This window comes from Pandoraea terrigena, from assembly GCF_902459705.1.
GTDB classification, from domain to species: Bacteria; Pseudomonadota; Gammaproteobacteria; order Burkholderiales; family Burkholderiaceae; genus Pandoraea; species Pandoraea terrigena.
On record NZ_CABPRU010000002.1, the window covers coordinates 421,469 to 439,502 of the forward strand.

Consider the following 18,034-nt stretch of genomic DNA (forward strand, 5'->3'; position numbering starts at 1 on the left):
ATCGCATCTGTCGGCACCTCGCTGCCCGGACCGAACCGTTACCGGTCGCGGCCCACCCGACAGCCGGTCACTTCGCCGGCTGTTTGTGCTCGATGCTGGAAGCGAACTGCTGCAGCGTTACCTGCGGCACTTCGCCAAGCAAGGTCAGCCAGTAGTCACCATAGCGCTTGATCAGAATGTTCGTCGCGCCGGCGCTGCCATGACCTTCCTTGCGCTCGCGCGTGGCCGGCTCGATAAACACCGAAAGTCCGGCCATGCCGTCTGAATATACCACCTGCTGGACTTCCAGCGGTTTGCCGTCGGCCGTCGAGCGCATCGTGCGGCGCACTTCACGCACCGCCTTGAACCCCGGCACCTTCTTGTCGATGTTGATGCTCCAGCCGGCATCAGACAGATGCACCGGGACGATTTGCGGCTTGATGATGTGCCAGCCGTGCGTTGCCTGTATGGCATGCACGATGCGCGCCTTCTCGCTCGGCACGCCGATCGAGATCTGCGAGAACGCCGCCTGCTCGAGCAGATGGCCTTCGGCATCGAGGGTCTGCGCGCGCAGCAACAGGCCCGTATTGCGATCGGCCCACAACCGGTAGCCGAAACGGTACTCGTCCTTTGGCGTGAGTTCGATCACCATGCAGTCGAAGCCCGCCATGCGCTCATTCGGCAGCACCTTGGGCGCGTAATAGTCGAGCACATCGCGATTGGGCGTGGCGAGCAAGGCAGGAAACGAATCCTTGCTCTCGCGTTTTTCCAGGAACACGGTCTTCTGCTCGGGGATGAGCGTATAGACGTCCTCGTTCTGCCGGAGAATGCGACGCTGGCGTCCATCCAGCGTCTCGAGCGCCTCGTACTCGTTACCCTTCTCGGCGAAGTGACTGATCTTCGACGAGCGCATGGTCGAACCTCGCTGATAAACGAAGGTTCCGATGTAGTTTTGCGTCTGTGCCGCGCGGTGGATCTTGGTGAGCCACGCGCCGACTTCACGCCGCTCGATCAACGGATCGTTGGAGGGTGCGGACGCCTGCGCCCACGCCTGCGATTGCAGCGTGGTCGCCAGCAGCAAGGCGAACAGGAAGACAGTGCGCCCGATGGGCGCACGCGGCAAGGATTCGATACTCAGGCGCTGCATTTATTCGTCCGCTTGCGCCGAGGCTCGCATGTAGGGGGAAACGCCCTGACCGATCGGCGTCGGTGCATATTGCTGGTGCGCCGCCAAGTACTGATCGAGGCGCGCGTCGCGCAGCACGATCAGATCGTTGGGCGCGCCGGCGCTGGCGCCGTTGGCCGCCACGGCCGCTTGCGACGGCGGCGAGAGCGTAACGCGCGTGAGAGGGTTACCGCCGGTGACCGGCGTTGCCGCCTGGGCCAACACTTGCGGCTGCGTGCCGCCGGCCGGATGATCCTGCAGACGCGGCACCACGACCCAAGACAGCGCCGCCACGGCCGCCGCGGCGGCCGCGGTCGGCAGCACGCGCCGTACGCGCAGGAACGGATTGATCCGGGTGATGCGCGAACCCGCGAGCCTGGCACCTTGCGCGGCACTTGCCTGGGCGTCGGCCAGTGCGGTCGGCGCGAGCAGGTGCGGCTCGGCCTCGAGGCGTGCCGCGAAGGTCGCCATGAAGGCCGACTCGGAGCGCGGCAATGTCAGCTCATCGGAACGCAAGGCGTCCCCGATCAGGTGGTAGTCGTCCCACAAAGGCCGTCCAGAGGTGTCAGCCTCATCCAGCAGGGCGGCCAGCTCGTCCGAATCGAATTCCCCGTCCACCAACGCGGAAATTCGCTCGGCTTGCAGCCCCCGCTGCGTTTGCACCGTCGCTGATCCCATGATATCCCCTAACGAAAATGACTTCCCCGGCGGCGCGCTCACCAGCGCTTGCCGTCAGGCGTGTCCAGCAGCGGCCTGAGCCGGCTGGCAATCGCTTCACGCGCCCGGAAAATTCGCGAACGGACCGTTCCGATCGGGCACCCCATGGCTTCGGCGATCTCTTCGTAGCTCAACCCTTCGATTTCTCGCAGGGTAATCGCCGTTCGAAGCTCATCGGGCAAAGCCTCCATCGCCGCGTTGACCGTTTGAGCAATCTGCTTGCTCATCAGCATCGACTCAGGCGTGTTGATATCCCTTAGTTGATCAGCCTCGGCAAAAGTTTCCGCTTCTTCAGCGTTCGCTTCAGTCGAGGTCGGTGCACGACGCCCCTGCGTTGCCAGGTGGTTCTTCGCCGTGTTCACAGCAATACGGTACAGCCAGGTATAGAACGCCGACTCGCCGCGAAATTGCGGCAAGGCGCGGTAGGCCTTGATGAAGGCCTCCTGCGTCACATCCTCGACCTCGGCGGCGTCGCGCACGAGCCGCGATACGAGGCGGATGATCTTGCGGTGATATTTCGCGACCAGCAGCTCGAAGGCGGCTTTGTCGCCTTTCTGCACGCGCTCGACGAGCGCCTGGTCGATTTCTCGTTCACTCACCTGATTTGGATCCGTATTTTCTCTGGCGGCCAGGCCCCGGTCGGGCCTGATGGCTCCGCGGCAGCCCATGCCACCGCGGCGGGAAGTGTCTGTGACGCCGCACGCCCCGGGGCACACTCGCCGGAGCGTGGGTCAGCGGAACGGGACGCCTGCGCGGCGTCCCGCGAACTTAGACTCGCTGGAAGACCAGCGTGCCGTTAGTCCCGCCGAATCCGAAAGAGTTCTTCAATGCGACATCAATTTTCATGTCACGCGCCACGTTTGCGCAGTAATCGAGGTCGCAAGCGGGGTCCTGATTGAAGATGTTGATCGTCGGCGGCGACTTCTGGTGATGAACGGCCAGCACGGTAAACACAGACTCGAGGCCGCCCGCGCCCCCCAGGAGGTGGCCGGTCATCGACTTGGTCGAGTTCACCACGACGTTCCTGGCGGCATCGCCCATCAGGCGCTTGACGGCGACCGTCTCGGCGATATCTCCCAGCGGGGTCGACGTACCGTGCGCATTCACATAGTTCACGGTGTCGGCATTGATGCCGGCGTCGCGCAGCGCGTTCGTCATGGCGCGCAGTGCGCCGTCGCCGTCTTCACACGGGGCGGTCATGTGATAGGCGTCGGCGCTCATGCCGAAGCCCTTCAGCTCGGCGTAGATCTTCGCACCGCGCGCCTTGGCGTGCTCATATTCTTCGACCATCATCACGCCAGCGCCTTCGCCCAGCACGAAGCCGTCGCGATCCCTGTCCCACGGACGGCTCGCCGTCGCCGGATCGTCATTGCGCGTGGACAGCGCGGTCATCGCCGCAAAGCCGCCGATCCCCAGCGGCGACACCGTCGACTCGGCGCCACCGGCGAGCACCGCGTCGGCGTCCCCGTACTGGATCATGCGCGCGGCCTGACCGATACAGTGCAGGCCGGTGGTGCAAGCGGTGACGATCGCGAGGTTCGGGCCCTTCAGGCCGTACTTGATCGACAGGTGCCCGGAGATCATGTTGATGATCGAACCCGGCACGAAGAACGGGGAGATCTTGCGCGGACCGCCCTTGAGCAAATCGTCATGCGTGTCTTCGATCATCGGCAGGCCGCCGATGCCCGAACCGACCAGCACACCAATACGTTCCGCGTTCGCTTCCGTGACCGCGAGGCCACTGTCTTCGAACGCCTGAATGCCTGCGGCGAGGCCGAAATGGATAAAGGTATCCATGCGGCGCGCTTCCTTGGCCGACAGATACTTCTCGGTCTCGAAGTTTTTGACTTCGCCGGCGAATTGCACCTTGAATTCGCTCGCATCGAACTTCGTGATGTTGGCGATGCCCGAACGGCCCGCGACCAGATTCTCCCAACCCTCGGCAACAGTGTTGCCGACCGGCGAGATCAGGCCCAGACCGGTAATGACGACGCGACGACGACTCACGATACTCCCCTTCTTCTGCTGGGTCTTACAAAACAAAAGCCACAGAGGCGACAGGGTTCGACCCTGTGCTCCCTGCGGCTGGCAGGCATGCCTGACGCCAGGAACCGGTCGGCACCCCGGCCGTCCAGGCGATCCTCCGCGGGCCTCTTAGGCCTTGGAATTGCCTTGGACGTAATCGATGGCCTGCTGCACGGTGGTGATCTTTTCGGCTTCTTCGTCCGGAATTTCCGTCTCGAATTCTTCTTCCAGGGCCATCACCAGCTCAACCGTGTCGAGCGAGTCGGCGCCGAGGTCGTTCACAAAGCTGGATTCGTTCTTGACGTCGGCTTCGTTCACGCCAAGTTGTTCCGCGACGATCTTCTTGACGCGTTGCTCAATGTTATCCATTCAAACCCTCCAGGGTAGTTAGTTCAGACAAGTGCGCGCATTTTAACAGGTTTGCCAAGCAAAGTTAGCCTGCGCCAAATAATGTTCAATGTCGCTCAAAATTGCACAATCCCAGCACAATTATCACGAAATTCCGTTAATTCATGAACATGCCGCCATTCACGTGAAGCGTCGTGCCGGTGATGTAGCCGGCCTGCGGCGATGCGAGGAACGCCACGGCATTCGCGATGTCTTCCGGCGCACCGAGGCGGCCCAGCGGAATCCTGGCCTTGAGCGCTTCGTGCTGCGCTTCGCCCAGTGCCTTGGTCATATCGGTGTCGATGAAGCCCGGGGCGACGCAGTTGACGGTGATGTTCCGGCTGCCGATCTCGGCGGCGAGCGAACGGGACATGCCGGCAACACCTGCCTTGGCAGCCGCGTAATTGGCCTGGCCGGGGTTGCCCGCCGAGCCAACGACCGAGGTCACGTTGATGATCCGGCCGCTACGCGCCTTCATCATCGGCTTGATGACCGCGCGCGACAGACGGAAGATCGCCTTCAGGTTCGTGTCGATCACGTCGTCCCATTCGTCGTCCTTCATTCGCATGGCGAGGTTGTCGCGCGTGATGCCGGCGTTATTGACGAGGATGTCGAGCTTGCCGTAATGCTTGAGGATGTCGTCGAGTGCCGCTGCCACGCCTCCGGCGTCGGTCACATTCAGGACAATGCCCTTGCCGGTCACACCGGCCTCGGCGAAATACGCGGAAATGCTTTGCGCACCAGCGTCGCTGGTGGCGGTGCCCACGACCGTCGCGCCCTGGCGAGCGAGTTCGAGGGCAATGGCACGACCGATGCCGCGCGAGGCGCCGGTCACCAGCGCCACGTGGTTGTCGAGTTGCTTGCTCATGAGAGTCATACCCTTGACTGTGTCTTACGAGAGTTGCACGCGCACGTCGGCGAGCGACGCCGGATCGGTGATCGCCAACCCGGTGAGCGTGCCGTCGATGCGCTTGGTCAGGCCGCTCAACACCTTGCCCGGACCGCACTCGACGACTTGCGTCACGCCTTGTGCCGCGAGCCACTTCACCGACTCGACCCAGCGCACGGGTGCCGCGGCCTGACGCACCAGCGCATTCTTGATGCGAGCCACGTCAGTCTCGACGGCGACATCGACGTTATTGACCAGCGGAATCTGCGGTGCGCTGAACGTGACACCGGCCAGATACTCGCACAGTCGATCAGACGCCGGCTTGAGCAGCGACGAATGGAACGGTGCCGACACCGGCAGCACAAGAGCGCGCTTCGCCCCGGCAGCCTTGGCCAGTTCGCAGGCTTTTTCCACGCCCGCCTTGGCGCCCGCGATCACGACCTGCGCCGGCGCGTTGAAGTTGACGGCCTCGACGACGCCTGCTGCCGATGCTTCGGCGCAGACACGGCGAACGGTGTCGTCATCCAGTCCCAGAATGGCGGCCATGCCACCCTGCCCGACGGGCACGGCTTCCTGCATGGCTTGCGCGCGAAAACGCACGAGCGGCACGGCATCCTTGAACGCAATCACGCCCGCGGCGACCAGCGCCGTATATTCGCCGAGGCTGTGGCCCGCGACGAATGCGGGTTTGGCCCCTCCCTCGGCCAGCCATGCGCGATACATCGCGTAGGCGGCGGTCAGCATCACCGGCTGGGTATTGGTCGTCAGATTGAGGTCTTCGACCGGGCCAGCGGCAATCAGCCTGGCCATGTCCTGCCCAAGGGCATCCGAAGCTTCGGCGACGGTCTCGCGCACAATAGCGTTGTCTGCGAAGGCATCGAGCATGCCCACCGATTGGGAACCCTGTCCCGGAAAAACGAAAGCGAATGTCATAGCGCCTGGTTTTGCAGTCAGATTCAGAAACATTGCGGCGCCACTGTCGCGCCGACTTGCGGCGCATCGGGGGCATGACCACGCGTGGCGCCCCTGCGCCGAGGCCGTTTACATACGGAACAGCACCGCGCCCCACGTAAAGCCGCCGCCCACGCCTTCGATCATCACGTTCTGGCCAGACTTGATGCGTCCGTCGCGAACCGCGACGTCGAGCGCCAGCGGAATCGACGCGGCCGACGTATTGCCATGCTGGTCGACGGTCACGATCATCTTCTCTTCGGGAAGTCCCAGTTTGCGGGCCGTGCTCGTCATGATGCGCAGGTTGGCCTGGTGCGGAATCAGCCAGTCGATCGCCGACGGCGCCATTCCGGCCTTCTCCAGAGCCTCATTGGCCACCTTTTCCAGCAGGCGCACCGCCAGCTTGAACACGGCCTGGCCATCCATATAGAGGAATGCTTCGCCCTGCACCGCACCGCCGCTCACATTACCCGGCACGCACAGAATGTTCGCGTGGCTACCGTCCGCATGCAACGCGCTCGCCAGAATGCCCGGCTCGCTGGACGCCTGCAAGACCACCGCGCCCGCGCCATCGCCGAACAACACGCAGGTCGTCCGGTCGGTGAAGTCGAGAATACGCGAGAACGTTTCGGCACCGATCACAAGGACGTTGCGATACGCGCCGGAACGAATGAAGTTGTCGGCCGTTGCCATGGCGTAGGCAAAGCCCGAGCAAACCGCCTGAATGTCGAACGCCGCGCAGCCGTTGTCGATGCCGAGCTTGTTCTGCACGAGGCAGGCAGTGCTCGGAAACACGAAATCCGGTGTCGACGTGGCGACGATGATGAGGTCGAGCTGGTCGGCGCTCAAACCGGCCATGTCGAGCGCGCGCCTGGCGGCTTCCACGGCCATGTCGCTGCTCGTCTGATCGGGCGCGGCGAAATGGCGGGCCTGGATACCGGTGCGAGCAACGATCCACTCGTCGCTTGTCTCGATGCCACGGGCGGCCAGATCGTCGGCCAACTGCTGATTGGTCACGCGGCGCGCCGGCAGGTAGCTGCCGGTACCGACGACGCGGGAATGAATCGCGGACTGAGTCATCTTATGATCGGTTAGAGCGCCGGAGCGAGGCCGCCGGCGTCAGAGCGCCGGAATGGCGCCCACCGGCTTGTTGTCCTGGAGCTGGGTCTGATTCTCTTGCATGGCATGTGACAAACGATCGAGCACGCCATTGCGAACTGCATCATAGCCGCGTTTGATAGCCCATTCAAACGAGTAGGCATCGGCGGAGCCGTGACTCTTGATCACGAGTGCACGCAATCCGAGCAACGCCGCCCCGTTGTAACGGCGATGATCGACGCGGTTCTTGAAGCGGGTGAGAATCGGCAGCGCAACGACAGCGATCACCTTCGTCCACCACGTGCGGGTGAATTCTTCGCGGATCATGTCGCCGAGCATTTGTGCCAGGCCTTCGGAAGTCTTGAGGGCAACATTACCGACGAACCCATCGCACACGACGATGTCGGTCGTGCCGCGATAGATGTCGTTGCCCTCCACGTTGCCATAGAAGTTCAGCGTCGAGCCGCGCAGCAACTCGCCCGCCTGCCGGATGACGTCGTTGCCTTTGATGACTTCTTCGCCAATGTTGAGCAGGCCGATCGACGGACGCTCCTTGCCATCGACCGCCGCGACGAGCGCGTGGCCCATCTCGGCGAATTGCAGCAGGTGCGTCGGCTCGCAATCGACGTTCGCGCCGAGGTCGAGCATTGTGGTGTAGCCGCCCTTCTGGTTCGGCAACACCGTCGCGATCGCCGGCCGCTCGATGCCCGGCAGCGTCTTGAGCACATAGCGCGAGACGGCCATCAGCGCACCGGTATTCCCGGCGGACACGCAGGCTTGCGCGCGCGCGTCCTTGACCAGGTTAAGTGCCACACGCATCGACGAGTCTTTCTTCCTGCGCAGGGCGGTCTCGACGGAATCGTCCATCGCGACGACTTCGGTCGCGTTGACCACGGACAGGCGCGGATGATCCATCGCACGCAACTTCACGAGCTGCGCGTTGATGGCCTCCTGCTGTCCGACCAGCACAAGTTCGACATCGTCGGTAGATTGCACGAAGCGAACCGCAGCCGGCACCGTCACCGATGGGCCGTGATCTCCGCCCATGCAATCGATCGTCAGGGTGACTGTCATGTCGACGTGATTGGCTTGCGGTACAGGTAACAAAAAAAGCGGCAGGATAAGTGCCGCTTTTGCCACATCGGACGATCAAACAGCGCCATGCTGGGCGCGTATCGCCTGGAGGGCCGAGTTGTTAGTCGTTCTTGGTCTTGACGACCTTGCGACCACGGTAGAAACCGTTCGGCGAGATGTGGTGACGCAGGTGCGCCTCACCCGACGTCGGCTCGACGGCGGTCGACGGTGCGCTCAGGAAATCGTGCGAACGGTGCATGCCGCGCTTCGACGGCGACTTCTTGTTCTGTTGAACGGCCATGATAACTCCTCAAAATATCGCGAAATTTTAACACAGTTCGAGCGCCGCCTTACGGTGTCGGCCTGTCGGCCCGACCTGTGCGACTAACGCAAACATGTTCTTGGGTGAGCCGGAATCCCGGCTGCACACTACTTTCCGTCCTTGTCCGGCGAGCGCTTGAGCGCTGCCAGCGCCGCGAACGGAGACGGCTTATCTTCTTCCTCGGGCGCCGGCGCCGGTTCTGTCAACCCGTCGTCGCCCGTAGCCAAGCTCTCGTGCACACTCGGACAAACCTCATGCTTGGGCACGATCGGCAAAGCCAACAGCAATTCTTCCTCGATCAGCTCGCGCAAATCGAAATGTTTGGAGCCGACCAGCGCCTCGAATTCGTCATCATCGAGGGGACGGGCTTCCGCGGCCGCTTCGTCGCGCACGATCTCGAAGGTGGTCTCCGAATCGAGCGACTCCTGGTACGGCGTGAGGCATCGCTGACATTCGAGCCACATCGGGCCTTCGACCGACAGCGTCAGAAACTGCGCCACCGCGGGCTTTCCGTCAGCGCGCAGCACCGGCTTCTCGACGCCTTCGGCGCGCCAGTGGAACTCGCCCTGGGCGCGCCCCGACGCCGAGACTTCGGCAGGCACTTCGGTTACCATGCGCGGCAATGCCGCCAGTTGCACGTCACCTTCCGCCACCCGGCCGGTACGCGCGAATTCGAACAGATCGACGATATATTCGTTCATCACGCTCATCCTTGCCTTGGCGCATCTGAGCGCGTTTTCAACGTCCCCTGCCACTCGCAGCGCCTTGATCCGACGCCGGTTTCGGGCGTTTTGACCAGTACCGCGCAGATTGGCGGGACCGAGCGCCAGATTGCAAAAGCCGTGAATTCTAAATAGTTTTTCGTTTCTCGTCAAACACTTAAACCCGATGACCGTACAGCCCCCGCCACCGCTGATCCTGGCCTCCGGATCGCGCTATCGATGTGAACTGCTCGAACGCCTGCGCCTGCCGTTTTCGGTCGACGTCCCGGACATCGACGAAACCCCCGCCCCGGGCGAAACGCCGCACGACACCTCGCTGCGCCTGGCCCGTCAGAAGGCACAGGCGGTCGCCGAGCGCCAACCGGGCGCCATCATCATCGGCGCCGACCAGGTCGCGACCTTCGAAGGCCGCCAGATTGGCAAGCCCGGCAATTTCGAGAACGCGATGTTGCAGTTGCGCGACATGCGCGGCAAGGTCGTCGAGTTCCACTCCGCCCTGTGCCTGCACGATGCCCGCAACGGCGAAAGCCAGGCCAAGGATGTCGTAACGCGGGTGAAGTTCCGCAACCTGCCCGACGACGTGCTTGCCGCCTATCTTCGTGCCGAGACGCCCTACGACTGCGCCGGCGCCGCCAAATCCGAAGGGCTCGGGATCATGCTGCTCGAAACCATCGAGAACGACGACCCGACCGCGTTGATCGGACTGCCGCTGATTGCGCTCACGACCATGTTGATGAATGCGGGCATGTCCCTGCCCGGCCCCGGCGCGACAGGAGCGGCGGCATGAGCGGCACACTGTATCTGATCCCGAATACGCTCGGCACGAACACCCGTGGCGGCCTGCCGGCGGTACTGCCTGAAGACGTCCGCAACGTGGCGGCCGGCCTGAGGTATTTCGTCGGCGAGCAGGCCAAGAGCACGCGGGCCTTTCTGAAAGGGGTCGGGGTCAGCACGCCGATCCAGGAGATTGATATTCGTGAGTTGAACGTCAACACGCCGGAGGCGGCCATCGACTCACTGCTCGCCCCGATGCTTGCTGGCGTCGATGGCGGCCTCGTCTCCGAGGCCGGCTGCCCGGCCGTGGCGGATCCGGGGGCGCTACTGGTACGCCGGGCGCACGAGAAAGGGGTACGCGTGGTGCCGTTCGTCGGCCCGAGCTCGATTCTACTTGCCTTGATGGCCAGCGGACTGAACGGGCAGAGCTTCGCCTTCCACGGCTACCTGCCGACGGACGCCGCCGAGCGCGCAAAGCGCTTGCGCGAACTCGAACAACGCTCGCGCAAGGAAAAGCAGACGCAAATCTTCATCGAGACGCCCTATCGCAACAAGGCCATGCTCGACGCGCTGCTGCAGACCTGCGACGCCACCACCCTGCTTTGCGTCGCGGTCGACGTCACACAGGAGGCCGAGCAGATCGTCACGCACCGGGTCAAGGGCTGGCCCCAGGCGCGCGTCGATCTGCACAAGCGCCCCGCCATTTTCCTGTTTTTGGGCCAGTAACGCCCGATATCGGGTCAGGCAAACGACAACGCCACGGAAGACCTCCGTGGCGTTGTCGTTTCTTGCGTGAATTCCCCCGTTACTTGAACGACAGGGAAGCCCCCATCATCATCGTCTTCATCGCGGCGGCACCGACGGCCGCACCGAAACGGCGCGCCACACGCTCAGGCAAGTTTTCCTTGACCGTGTAGTCGACGAGATTCGGTGCCTTGAGCACGTCGCGGGCCACCGAGTCGACCGTTCCGAGTCCATCCGCCAAGCCCAGCTCGATCGAACGCTGGCCTGTCCAGAACAAACCACTGAACAGATCCGGGTCATCCTTCAGCCGATTGCCACGGCCTTTCTTCACGGCGCCGATGAACTGCTGGTGGACCTGCTCCAGCATATCCAGGGCGTACGTCTTTTGCTGATCCGTCTGTGGCGAGAACGGATCGAGGAACCCCTTGTTGCGCCCGGCCGTCAGCAACCGTCGTTCCACACCGAGCTTGTCCATCAACCCGGTGAAGCCGAAACCGTCCATCAACACGCCGATGGACCCGACGATGCTCGCCTTGTCGACGTATATCTTGTCGGCGGCCGCCGCGACGTAATAGCCCCCCGAAGCGCAGATCTCCTCGACCACGACATACAGCGGTTTCTTCGGGTATTTCGCGCGCAAGCGCACGATGTCGTCATAGATCATGCCGGCCTGCACGGGACTGCCGCCCGGGCTGTTGATACGCAGAATCACACCCGCCGCCGACGCATCGTCGAACGCCGATTCGAGCGCCGCGTTGATCTTTCGGGCACTCGCCTGACCATCCGACGAAATCTCGCCGCTCAGCGTGACCAGCGCGGTGTGCTTGCCAGAGCCGGCGCCAACGGTCGCCGTGCCCCCATCAAAATCGGAAATCGACCAGACGACAAGCGCGAAGATCGCCAGCACCAGCAGCCGGAAGAAGATTTTCCAGCGGCGTGACGCGCGTTGCTCGCGAATGCCGGCCATCAGCACCTTTTCCAGCATTTCGCGCTCCCAGGGCCTGACCTCCCCGGGATCGCGGCCAGCGCCGCCCGGCGCGGCCGACGAGGGCCGCGCGCCAGGCGAAGGAAAACCGGGTTCAGTGCGAGGTGAATCGGGCGGCAGGGCGTCGGCCATAGGGTATCCAGAGAACTTGGGGTAAAAGGCGAAAACTGCGATTGAAACCGGGATGCCGCGCCATCAGTGCGCCGACGGTTCGGGCGCTTCGATGTACGCATCGGGCCACCAGACGACGGTCGTGTGAGCGGCGTCGCCGCCGTTCGGGTCGGCCGGCCGCTCCTCGACGTGCACAGGCTGCAGTGCACCGCCACGGCACGGACCGCCGATGCAGTGCCCGGTGTCGGGTTCATAGGTCGCGCCATGCGTCGCGCACATCAAGTATAAGCCGGACGTCTCGAAGAACTGGCCTTCCGACCAGTCAAGTTCCATCGGCACGTGGGCGCACTGATTGAGATAGGCGTAGACGCGTCCGCCATGGCGAATCACGAATGCCGGGGTGCGACGACCGCCGACGCACACCTCGAAACGCACGCCGCGCCCGCCATCCTCGAGCGCGGCGCCCGGGCAGATCGGCAGCGGCACGGCGGGCTCGCTCACACGCGCTCCAGCAGCCAGTCGCGCAGCTCGGTCACGCTCCCCGCACAATAGGCAGGCTCCAGCGCGACGAGTTGCTCGCGCGGATGTGCGCCGCCGTAGGCAACGGCCACCGCAGCCGTTCCGGCGCTATGCGCCATCTGCAAGTCGTGCGTGGTGTCGCCAATCATGACCGTACGACGCAGATCCTGACCAAGTTCGCGCGTCAGCTCTTGCAGCATCGCCGGATGCGGCTTCGAAAATGTCTCGTCGGCGCAACGCGTCGCGTCGAACATCCGCATCAGGCCAGCGGCTTCGAGTGCCCGATTCAGGCCAACACGGGACTTGCCCGTCGCCACGGCGAGAAAACGCCCGCGCGCGCGCAACGCGTCGAGCAGCTCGCGGATTCCCGTAAACAGCACGGTGTCCTTGTCGCCTATCAAGTAATGGAAACGATAGCGTTCAGACAGCCGCGGATAGTGTGCCGGGTCGAGCGACGGCACGGCCAATTGCAGCGCGTCGCGAAGCCCGAGGCCGATCACGTGGCTCGCAATCTCGTCGGACGGCACAGGCAGCCCCAGGTCACGGCAAGCGGCCTGAATGCAACGGGCAATGGTGGGCGTCGAGTCCATCAACGTCCCATCCCAGTCGAATACGACCAGGTCAAACTCAGGGCTTGGCATCGGCAGAAGCGCCTCGAAGTTGGTTCAGAAATTGCTCACATTCTGGCGGTAACGCCGCTTCCAGCGCAATCGGCGTATCCAAAACCGGATGGTTGAATTTCAGGCGCCACGCGTGCAAAAACATTCGCTTGATGCCAGGCCGAGCACCGGGTCGGGCAAGCGTCTTGTTCAGCGTAAAGTCGCCGTACTTGTCGTCGCCGACGATCGGCGTACCGCAATGCGCCAGGTGAACGCGGATCTGATGGGTTCGACCCGTTTTCAGTTCCGCTTCGAGCAACGTATAGGGCGGATGCGATTCCACCATGCGGAATATCGTATGCGATGCTTGACCGTCTTCCTGCACCCGTACACGGCGCTCGCCTTCCGCCGTCACGTACTTGTATAGCGGGGCCTTGACCGCGCGCTGCCGATCCCGCCATTCCCCAGCAACACAGGCCAGATAGCGCTTGTCCATCCGGTTGTGACGGATCTGCTCGTGCATGCCGACCAGCGCCGAACGCTTTTTCGCGAGGAGCAGGATGCCGGATGTTTCGCGGTCGAGCCGGTGCACCAACTCGAGAAACTTCAGGTGCGGCAGGGCCCGGCGCAGTTGCTCGATCACGCCGAACGACACCCCGCTGCCGCCATGCACGGCCACCCCGGCAGGCTTGTCGATCGCCATGAGGTAATCGTCTTCGAACACCACGGGGAAGGTGGCGGCGGGGACGTGTGCCGGCGCATCGGCGGCTGGCGTCGCCACGCGCACCGGTGGAATCCGGACCACATCACCCAGCACGAGTCGATAGGCGGCGTCTATTCGCCCTTTGTTTACGCGCACTTCACCGCTACGCAAAATGCGGTAAATGTGACTTTTCGGAACCCCTTTGCACTCGCGCAAGAGGAAATTATCGATCCGCTGACCGGCCGAACCATCGTCGACCTCGACGAGCCGGACCTGCGGCGGGGACGCCGGCGAAACCATTTTCTGCCGATTTTTGCCTAACTCATTCATTATGAATATAATTTGCCCTACAGGGGTGGCGGTAGCGGGAATCATGCCAAATCCTCGCCCCTGTCGGTGCTCACCTCAAAACGGTATTTTACTTGCACCCCGGACCGGCTGCTCGTCCGGTGACCCTGGAGCAGCGAGCGCACGCACATCACGCAGCGTCGGCAGGAAGTGGGCCCATAGGCCGCTTCGGTCGCAGCGCGCGGGATGCGGATAGAGTTGGTGGTTATAGAATTTTTTGGCGGTCAGCCCAGGTTCCATTGCTTGGGCTGATCGCTTTGCTGAATATCGTTCGCGCAATAGTCTTAGTGAGGCGCCGTCACAAGAAGAATAAGTGTCGGCAGGCGCCCCGAGAAAATGCTGATGAAGTTTCTCGTCCAGTATGTCTTGGTAGGGACTGCAAGCCCGAAGTGATCCGCGCAGGGTCGGAATTTTCCGGTGCCTCGTCGGATCCGGGTGAGCGCGATAACGTATTCGCTGGCGCCATTGCGTCCGTCGGCCTCATCGCCCGGACCCCCCGGCAATTCTTCCGCCCCCGGCTCGAACCTCGCGTGTTGGATAACTCGAGTGATACGTGCCCGACGCACTGCATATTGGCAACTGCGGCGGGTGGGAGTCGTTTTCATGAAACGCATGTTGTTTAACGCCACGCAGCAGGAAGAACTGCGCGTGGCAATTGTCGATGGGCAGAAACTCATCGATATCGATATCGAGACGGCCGGCCGCGAACAGCGTAAAGGCAATATCTACAAGGGTATTATTACCCGTATCGAACCCTCCCTCGAAGCCTGCTTCGTCAACTACGGTGAAGGCCGCCACGGCTTCCTGCCGTTCAAGGAAGTCGCCCGTGCATACTTCCGGGAAGGCGCCGATGTGCGCAATGCGCGCATCCAGGACGCCCTCTCCGAAGGCCAGGAACTCATCGTTCAGGTCGAGAAGGAAGAACGCGGTAACAAGGGGGCGGCCCTCACGACGTTCATCTCACTGGCCGGCCGTTACCTCGTACTGATGCCGAACAACCCGCGTGGCGGTGGCGTGTCGCGCCGCATCGAGGGCGAAGATCGCCAGGAACTGCGCGAGACGATGGGTCAGCTCGAACTGCCGGAAGGCATGAGCATCATCGCCCGTACCGCGGGCATCGGCCGCTCGGCCGAAGAACTGCAGTGGGACCTGAACTATCTGCTGCAACTCTGGCACGCCGTCGAAAGCGCTGCTGCCAACATCGAACTGCCGCGCGACTCGGCGCTGATCTATCTCGAGTCGAGCCTTGTCATTCGCGCCATCCGCGACTATTTCCAACCCGACATCGGTGAAATTCTCATCGATACGGAAGAAATTTCCGAGCAGGCACGTAACTTCATGCAGGTGGTCATGCCCGATCACCTCAATCGCGTGAAGCAATATCGCGACGACGTGCCGCTGTTCTCGCGCTTCCAGATCGAACATCAGATCGAAACGGCATATTCCCGTCAGGTGCCGCTGCCCTCGGGCGGCGCGATCGTGATCGATCACACCGAAGCGCTGGTGTCGATCGACGTGAACTCGGCGCGCGCCACCAAGGGCGCCGACATCGAGGAAACGGCGCTTCGCACGAACCTGGAAGCGGCTGACGAAGTCGCACGCCAGTTGCGTCTGCGCGACCTGGGCGGCCTGATCGTGATCGACTTCATCGACATGGAGTCGGCCAAGAGCCAACGTGAAGTCGAACAGCGTGTCAAGGACGCGCTCAAGCATGATCGCGCCCGCGTCCAGATGGGCAAGATCTCGCGCTTTGGACTGATGGAGCTGTCGCGCCAGCGCCTGCGTCCGTCGCTGTCGGAAGGCACGCACGTGACGTGCCCTCGCTGCAACGGCACCGGCCACATCCGCGACGCCGAATCGTCGTCCCTGCAAGTCCTGCGCATCATCCAGGAAGAGGCGATGAAGGAGCACACGGCAGCCATCCACTGCCAGGTGCCGGTCGAAGTCTCCGCATTCCTGCTCAACGAAAAGCGCCAGGAAATCAACAAGATCGAGGCTCGCTTCAAGGTCGGCGTGCTGCTGATCCCGAACAAGCATCTCGAAACCCCGCACTATAAGCTCGAGCGTCTGCGCTTCGACGACCCGCGCCTGGATACCCCGAAAGCCAGCTACGCCCTCGCGGAAGAAGCCGCGCGTGCCCTGGAAGACGACCCGGCGGCCTACAGCAAGAAGAAGGAAGACGTGCGTCCGCGCCAGGAGGCGGCCGTCAAGGGCATCACGCCCGAGCAGCCGGCCCCCGCTTCGCAACCGCGCCCGGAACCCGTCGCCGCCGCACCGGCCGCCGCAGCCCCCGCTCGCAGCGGTGGTTTCATCGGCTTTGTGAAGCGCCTGCTGGGTCTCGAGCCTGCGGCACCGGCACCGGTCAAGGCGGACGAGTCGGCCAAGCCGACCGCACGTCCGCCGCGCGAGCGTCACGATCGTCCGCATCAGCAAAACCGCAATCGCCGTGGCAATGGTCGCGACGACAACAAGTCGGGCAAGGACAACGCCGGCCAACCGGCGCGCGAAGGCCGTGAAGGCCGTGAAGGCCGTGAAGGCCGTGAGGGCCGCGCTGCCCGTCCGGAACGCGCCGAGCGTGCGGATCGTGGTGAGCGTGCAGAGCGCGGCGAGCGCAACGAGCGTCAGGAAGGTCGTGACAAGCGTGAGCGCGACGAGGCGCAGCCGCGTCAGCCGGCGCAGGACGTCCGTGCCGAGGAAGGTCGGGAGTCGCGCGAGGGTCGCGAACGCGGCAACCGTCGCGATCGCAACGAGCGCCGTGAGCGTCGTCAGCCCGAAGGGGCAGACGGCCAGCAAGCCGTGCCGCAACGCGTCGCCCAGGCTGCCGCACCGCTCGTCGCCGAGCAGGACGCGCTTGAACAGGATCGTCTGACGGCACAGCTCGAAGGCGCACCGGCCCTGACGGGCGAAGAAGGCGAGCAAGGCGGTGAAGAACGCCGCCGCAGCCGTCGTCGCGGTCGTCGCGGTGGCCGTCGCGAGCGCGAAGCCAATGAGCAGCAACCCCACGCCGAAGGCGATCAGGCCGAAGGCCCGACGTCGACCGATGGGGAAGGCGTGCAGGTGCCCGTGTGGACACACGAAGCCGTCGACACCGCAACAGCCGATGCCCAGGCCTCAGCGCCGGTGGTTCCGGTAGCCGCCACCGCTGCGGTCCAAGCCCCCGCCGTGCACGTCGAGTCGACGCCCGCCCCGGCTCACGCCGAACCGGCGGAAGCCCCGGTCAGCGCAGCACCGATCGCAAGCGTGACCGAAGCGGCACCGGCAGCCCTGCCGGAAATTCCGTCGCCGGTGATCGTCGAACCCGTTGCCCCGATCGCCCCGATCACCCCCGTCAACGTAGCACCGCTGCCGGCCGCCGAAGTCGCCGCACCGGTGGTTCCGCCGGTCAGCGCACCGTTGCCTGTGGCCACGCCGGTTCCGGCGCAGCCCACGGTGCCGGCCGAGGCCCTGACCGAGATTGCCGCCACGGCAGTGATCACCAGCACGCCGGCAGATGTCAGCCCGGCACTGGCGACGCCGGTCGAGATCATCGAAACGGTGAAACCGGTGCACACGCCGGCCCCAGTCGCTGCGGCGCCGGCTGTGCCGGCCGCGCCGGAAGTCGTGACGCAACGACCCGCGCCGGCGCAGGAAAGCAATGCGCTGGAGTCGACGCTGGCAAGCGCGGGTCTGGTCTGGGTCCACACGGACGCCGACAAGCACCGCGCCGCAAAGGAAGCGGCCGCGCAGGTCGCACCGGCACCGCACGTGCCGCGTGAGCGCCGTCCGTCCACGCCGGTCAGCAGTGGGCCGATGGAGCAAGTGGAAACGCGCGCTTCGTCGGATCACACGGTATAAGGCAGCATTACGTGGCATAACATGACGCTCAGAGGACGGCCCCAGCCTTGCTGGTGCCCCCCGCTAGACGTGATGTCGGAAAAGGAGG

Annotated in this window: 18 protein-coding genes; 3 read left to right on the plus strand and 15 right to left on the minus strand. The window is 63.7% G+C overall.

The window, feature by feature from the left end:
* Positions 1–67 precede the first annotated feature (67 nt).
* From PTE31013_RS06170 to PTE31013_RS06220, 11 genes are all read right to left on the minus strand, one after another.
* The gene (locus PTE31013_RS06170; protein ID WP_150611926.1) at positions 68–1,126 is read right to left on the minus strand and encodes a MucB/RseB C-terminal domain-containing protein; all 1,059 of its coding nucleotides are present in this window, start codon (positions 1,124–1,126) and stop codon (positions 68–70) included.
* Entirely contained in the window at positions 1,127–1,822 is a 696-nt protein-coding gene (locus PTE31013_RS06175) for a sigma-E factor negative regulatory protein (protein WP_150611927.1), read from the minus strand.
* A 38-nt stretch (positions 1,823–1,860) separates the two neighbouring features.
* The gene (rpoE, locus tag PTE31013_RS06180; protein ID WP_150550677.1) at positions 1,861–2,460 is read right to left on the minus strand and encodes an RNA polymerase sigma factor RpoE; all 600 of its coding nucleotides are present in this window, start codon (positions 2,458–2,460) and stop codon (positions 1,861–1,863) included.
* A gap of 169 nt (positions 2,461–2,629) precedes the next feature.
* Positions 2,630–3,868 (minus strand): beta-ketoacyl-ACP synthase II, encoded by a 1,239-nt coding sequence (fabF, locus tag PTE31013_RS06185; RefSeq protein WP_150611928.1) that lies wholly within the window; start codon positions 3,866–3,868, stop codon positions 2,630–2,632.
* 147 nt (positions 3,869–4,015) lie between these two features.
* Positions 4,016–4,255: an acyl carrier protein gene (gene acpP / locus PTE31013_RS06190; protein ID WP_010805232.1), complete on the minus strand. Its 240-nt coding sequence runs from the start codon at positions 4,253–4,255 to the stop codon at positions 4,016–4,018.
* 136 nt (positions 4,256–4,391) lie between these two features.
* On the minus strand, positions 4,392–5,141 hold the full coding sequence (gene fabG / locus PTE31013_RS06195) for a 3-oxoacyl-ACP reductase FabG (protein WP_150611929.1): 750 nt from the start codon (positions 5,139–5,141) through the stop codon (positions 4,392–4,394).
* A gap of 24 nt (positions 5,142–5,165) precedes the next feature.
* Positions 5,166–6,095, minus strand: a complete 930-nt coding sequence (gene fabD, locus PTE31013_RS06200; RefSeq protein WP_150611930.1) for an ACP S-malonyltransferase — start codon at positions 6,093–6,095, stop codon at positions 5,166–5,168.
* A 108-nt stretch (positions 6,096–6,203) separates the two neighbouring features.
* A complete protein-coding gene (locus PTE31013_RS06205; RefSeq protein ID WP_150611931.1) occupies positions 6,204–7,193 on the minus strand; it encodes a beta-ketoacyl-ACP synthase III in 990 nt (329 codons plus the stop codon).
* 39 nt (positions 7,194–7,232) lie between these two features.
* Positions 7,233–8,285, minus strand: coding sequence for a phosphate acyltransferase PlsX (plsX, locus tag PTE31013_RS06210; RefSeq protein WP_150611932.1), 1,053 nt, complete (start codon positions 8,283–8,285; stop codon positions 7,233–7,235).
* Between the two features lie 121 nt (positions 8,286–8,406).
* Positions 8,407–8,586 (minus strand): 50S ribosomal protein L32, encoded by a 180-nt coding sequence (rpmF, locus tag PTE31013_RS06215; RefSeq protein ID WP_150611933.1) that lies wholly within the window; start codon positions 8,584–8,586, stop codon positions 8,407–8,409.
* Between the two features lie 128 nt (positions 8,587–8,714).
* The gene (locus PTE31013_RS06220; protein WP_150611934.1) at positions 8,715–9,317 is read right to left on the minus strand and encodes a YceD family protein; all 603 of its coding nucleotides are present in this window, start codon (positions 9,315–9,317) and stop codon (positions 8,715–8,717) included.
* 178 nt (positions 9,318–9,495) lie between these two features.
* Here PTE31013_RS06220 and PTE31013_RS06225 point away from each other — a divergent pair, with 178 nt between their 5' ends.
* Positions 9,496–10,116, plus strand: coding sequence for a Maf-like protein (locus PTE31013_RS06225; RefSeq protein WP_174978444.1), 621 nt, complete (start codon positions 9,496–9,498; stop codon positions 10,114–10,116).
* On the plus strand, positions 10,113–10,829 hold the full coding sequence (locus PTE31013_RS06230) for an SAM-dependent methyltransferase (protein WP_150611935.1): 717 nt from the start codon (positions 10,113–10,115) through the stop codon (positions 10,827–10,829). The genes PTE31013_RS06225 and PTE31013_RS06230 overlap by 4 nt, the downstream gene beginning before the upstream one ends.
* Before the next feature lie 79 nt (positions 10,830–10,908).
* On the opposite strand, the gene PTE31013_RS06235 is transcribed toward PTE31013_RS06230, so the two are convergent.
* The 4 genes from PTE31013_RS06235 to PTE31013_RS06250 form a co-directional block, all read right to left on the minus strand.
* Positions 10,909–11,964: a S49 family peptidase gene (locus tag PTE31013_RS06235; RefSeq protein ID WP_150611936.1), complete on the minus strand. Its 1,056-nt coding sequence runs from the start codon at positions 11,962–11,964 to the stop codon at positions 10,909–10,911.
* Positions 11,965–12,027: 63 nt separating this feature from the next.
* Positions 12,028–12,444 (minus strand): Rieske (2Fe-2S) protein, encoded by a 417-nt coding sequence (locus PTE31013_RS06240; RefSeq protein ID WP_150611937.1) that lies wholly within the window; start codon positions 12,442–12,444, stop codon positions 12,028–12,030.
* Positions 12,441–13,103, minus strand: a complete 663-nt coding sequence (locus tag PTE31013_RS06245; RefSeq protein WP_150611938.1) for an HAD-IA family hydrolase — start codon at positions 13,101–13,103, stop codon at positions 12,441–12,443. The genes PTE31013_RS06240 and PTE31013_RS06245 overlap by 4 nt, the downstream gene beginning before the upstream one ends.
* Positions 13,090–14,094 (minus strand): RluA family pseudouridine synthase, encoded by a 1,005-nt coding sequence (locus PTE31013_RS06250; protein WP_150612211.1) that lies wholly within the window; start codon positions 14,092–14,094, stop codon positions 13,090–13,092. The genes PTE31013_RS06245 and PTE31013_RS06250 overlap by 14 nt, the downstream gene beginning before the upstream one ends.
* A 621-nt stretch (positions 14,095–14,715) precedes the next feature.
* On the opposite strand from PTE31013_RS06250, the gene PTE31013_RS06255 reads away from it, so the two are divergent.
* Positions 14,716–17,946 (plus strand): Rne/Rng family ribonuclease, encoded by a 3,231-nt coding sequence (locus tag PTE31013_RS06255; protein ID WP_150611939.1) that lies wholly within the window; start codon positions 14,716–14,718, stop codon positions 17,944–17,946.
* The last annotated feature ends 88 nt before the right edge of the window (positions 17,947–18,034 follow it).

Excerpts from the sequence above, each read along its gene's own strand:
- PTE31013_RS06170 (WP_150611926.1), bottom strand. The coding sequence starts at position 1,126 with ATGCAGCGCCTGAGTATCGAATCCTTGCCGCGTGCGCCCATCGGGCGC.
- PTE31013_RS06175 (WP_150611927.1), bottom strand. The coding sequence starts at position 1,822 with ATGGGATCAGCGACGGTGCAAACGCAGCGGGGGCTGCAAGCCGAGCGA.
- acpP (WP_010805232.1), bottom strand. The coding sequence starts at position 4,255 with ATGGATAACATTGAGCAACGCGTCAAGAAGATCGTCGCGGAACAACTT.
- fabG (WP_150611929.1), bottom strand. The coding sequence starts at position 5,141 with ATGAGCAAGCAACTCGACAACCACGTGGCGCTGGTGACCGGCGCCTCG.
- fabD (WP_150611930.1), bottom strand. The coding sequence starts at position 6,095 with ATGACATTCGCTTTCGTTTTTCCGGGACAGGGTTCCCAATCGGTGGGC.
- PTE31013_RS06205 (WP_150611931.1), bottom strand. The coding sequence starts at position 7,193 with ATGACTCAGTCCGCGATTCATTCCCGCGTCGTCGGTACCGGCAGCTAC.
- plsX (WP_150611932.1), bottom strand. The coding sequence starts at position 8,285 with ATGACAGTCACCCTGACGATCGATTGCATGGGCGGAGATCACGGCCCA.
- rpmF (WP_150611933.1), bottom strand. The coding sequence starts at position 8,586 with ATGGCCGTTCAACAGAACAAGAAGTCGCCGTCGAAGCGCGGCATGCAC.
- PTE31013_RS06220 (WP_150611934.1), bottom strand. The coding sequence starts at position 9,317 with ATGAGCGTGATGAACGAATATATCGTCGATCTGTTCGAATTCGCGCGT.
- PTE31013_RS06225 (WP_174978444.1), top strand. The coding sequence starts at position 9,496 with ATGACCGTACAGCCCCCGCCACCGCTGATCCTGGCCTCCGGATCGCGC.
- PTE31013_RS06230 (WP_150611935.1), top strand. The coding sequence starts at position 10,113 with ATGAGCGGCACACTGTATCTGATCCCGAATACGCTCGGCACGAACACC.
- PTE31013_RS06235 (WP_150611936.1), bottom strand. The coding sequence starts at position 11,964 with ATGGCCGACGCCCTGCCGCCCGATTCACCTCGCACTGAACCCGGTTTT.
- PTE31013_RS06245 (WP_150611938.1), bottom strand. The coding sequence starts at position 13,103 with ATGCCAAGCCCTGAGTTTGACCTGGTCGTATTCGACTGGGATGGGACG.
- PTE31013_RS06250 (WP_150612211.1), bottom strand. The coding sequence starts at position 14,094 with ATGAATGAGTTAGGCAAAAATCGGCAGAAAATGGTTTCGCCGGCGTCC.
- PTE31013_RS06255 (WP_150611939.1), top strand. The coding sequence starts at position 14,716 with ATGAAACGCATGTTGTTTAACGCCACGCAGCAGGAAGAACTGCGCGTG.